Below are 2,791 nucleotides of genomic sequence, written 5' to 3'. Positions count from 1 at the left end.
ATGCTCAAGCTCCGGTGCGCGCTGGTCAATGGTACCTTCGAACACCTCTTCGACAATCATAAGACAAGGGAAAAGGCTAAACGTCTTTCTAGAAAGGCGTAATGCACCCAACGTAACGGACCATACGTGGTCCTTTTTGGAGTTTTTGATGCATTGAGTTATTTGTAATGATATCGTGATACTACCCAAAATCTCTTAATACTGCTTATTTGAAAAATGCCACAATTGCTAGATATCATCATCGTTAACTGGAATGCTGGAAAGCAATTGAGAAATTGTGTTTTATCGGTCCAGAAATTTGCTTCAGGTTCTGTTGGCCGTATTATTATTGTGGATAACGGATCCACTGACGGTTCCTTGGATGAGGTGGAAAGTTTAGCTGGAGTTGACTTCATCCGAACTGGAAAGAACCTAGGATTTGCTGCGGCATGTAACATTGGTACCGCGAAAAGCTCTTCTCCATACGTCCTTTTTCTTAATCCAGACAGTCGAGTGTATGCAAAATCTCTATCGGTACCGTTGCAGTTTCTGGAGCGTGCTGAAAATGCCAAAGTAGGGATTTGCGGAATTCAGCTTGTTGGTCAGTCTGGTAAGGTTAGCCGCACGTGTGCGCGCTTTCCGACTTTTGGCCGCCTCATTGTTTCGTCCTTAGGCCTATCTAGGCTGCCAACATTTTTAGGATCAGGGATACACATGAATGATTGGGACCATGCCCATACGCGCCGCGTTGATCACGTAATAGGAGCATTCTATATGATCCGCCAGGAAGTGCTACGAGCTTGTGACGGATTTGACGAACGATTTTTTATGTACTTTGAAGACCTTGATTTGTCGCGTCGCGCAAGACTAGCAGGTTGGGACAGCTGGTATTTGACTGAAGCGCAGGCCTTCCACGCTGGCGGTGGTACATCTCGGCAAGTAAAAACGGATCGCCTGTTTTACTCGCTACGCAGCCGTCTGCTCTATGCTCTCAAACATTTCTCTATGTTTCAAGCCTGGTTTCTAATTGTCATTACTGCGACTGTCGAGCCTTTCACACGTACTTTTTACTGCCTAGCGCTGCTTGACATAGCTGGGGTGCGCAACACATGGTCTGCATTTAAAATGCTATGGCAGGGAATGAGACGTATCATTACCGCTAACGCGCCCTTTCATTCATGAAAATTCTTCTTTTATCGCGTTATGGCCCACTTGGCGCTAGCTCGAGAATCCGTTCTTTTCAATATTTGCCTTATCTTACAGCGCATGGAATGTCTGTTCATGTATCACCCTTATTCTCCGATGCCTATTTGCAGGCGCTTTATTCAGCCAGTCCAACCTTACAAGACGCCTTGTATGGTTATGCCAACCGAGTCCGCGTAGTGTTGAGTGCGCATCGTTTTGATGTGACAATCATTGAAAAAGAGATTTTTCCCTTTTTGCCTGCCTGGACAGAGCGATTATTCCATGCCACTAATGTGCCATATTTGGCGGATTACGATGATGCAATTTTCCATCGATACGATCAACATCCACATGCTTTTGTGCGTCGGTTTCTTCGTAACAAAATTGACGTAGTAATGCTAAATGCCTCTATGGTAATAGCAGGGAACGAATACCTGGCTGAACGGGCACGGAAAGCTGGCGCCGCCAGGGTTATGGTTATTCCCACAGTAGTAGACACTGATCGTTATTATCCCCGAAACGATCCAACAGGTAGAACACCAGTGGTTGGATGGATAGGAACACCTAAAACTAGCCGATATCTTAAACGGTTGCTGCCTGTCTTCAAGGCATTGAAACGCGAAACGCCAGTCCGATTCATCGCTGTTGGCGCGCTGCCAGAGGATTTCACCGGAACGCCAGTGGAAACTTGGCCTTGGTCTCTGCAAACAGAAGTATCTTCGATCCAAAAATTTGATATCGGCATTATGCCTATAGATAATACCCCTTGGGAACGCGGAAAGTGTGGTTATAAGCTTATCCAATACATGGCATGCGGGCTCCCAGTAGTTGCTTCACCTGTAGGTGTTAACTGTGAAATTGTCTCTAAAGAAAGCGGTTTCCTAGCTGAAACCGATGAAGAATGGCATCTGACTTTGAAAGAACTACTTAAGTGCAGCGCAGAAGAAAGACAAACAATGGGGGCTTTAGGACGCAAGATTGTTGATGAGTGGTATTCACTTCGTATCCAGGGTCCGCGCTTTGTAGAAGCATTAAGAAAGGTCATACACTGATTTATGGTATTGGATTACAGGGGATGCTTTTTTTGCTAAGGCGCAGCTAAATTTTAATAGAGTATTTCTCCATGAGGAACCAGCATTTTAGCAGAGCCCCTGCATCAAATTCGCAGCCGCTAGATCACCGACGAAGGTAGGCGATCACGCGGACTGGATTAGACGGCGTGATCGCGCACGATTTATGAATTTTAACGGTTAGATATACTTTTTTTATTATACCTACTTTTTTTAAATTGATGTAAATTGGCGCTATGATTTGTTAAGCTTTTTAAGCTGTTTTGTTTAGAACAGATAGTTCATGGTGTGTATTTACACCATTTGATGCATAGGTGATTGAGGAAATGTTGTCTCTTTTACTCGAGTTTACAAATAAGAAACTGGAAAAAGAAGCAAGTCTTTGTTATCGCATTAAAAAATAGCTACTGCTTCTGTAGGACCCTACCGTCCTCGATCACGAAGCCGAGAGCATCCAGAACAGCTATTTGCTGAGATGTGGGCTCTTCCAACCTCCGTCCGGGTTTCTTCGCGCCGGGAAGCCAGAAGAGGGCCGTCCGCAAATCACGGAGATGGCG

At 45.1% G+C, this 2,791-nt stretch carries 2 protein-coding genes; both read left to right on the top strand.

What is annotated here, in order from left to right:
* Positions 1-216 precede the first annotated feature (216 nt).
* The gene (locus H567_RS28235; protein ID WP_084517717.1) at positions 217-1,161 is read left to right on the top strand and encodes a glycosyltransferase family 2 protein; all 945 of its coding nucleotides are present in this window, start codon (positions 217-219) and stop codon (positions 1,159-1,161) included.
* Positions 1,158-2,216 carry a glycosyltransferase family 4 protein gene (locus H567_RS28230; protein WP_084517715.1) on the top strand — a complete coding sequence of 353 codons (1,059 nt, stop codon included), beginning with the start codon at positions 1,158-1,160 and terminating at the stop codon, positions 2,214-2,216. The genes H567_RS28235 and H567_RS28230 overlap by 4 nt, the downstream gene beginning before the upstream one ends.
* Positions 2,217-2,791: the final 575 nt, after the last annotated feature.

The sequence above is a fragment of the Desulfatiglans anilini DSM 4660 genome, from assembly GCF_000422285.1.
In the GTDB taxonomy this organism is placed as follows: Bacteria; Desulfobacterota; DSM-4660; order Desulfatiglandales; family Desulfatiglandaceae; genus Desulfatiglans; species Desulfatiglans anilini.
The sequence above is the reverse complement of the archived record's forward strand: the minus strand, read 5'-3'. Positions and strand labels throughout refer to the sequence as shown.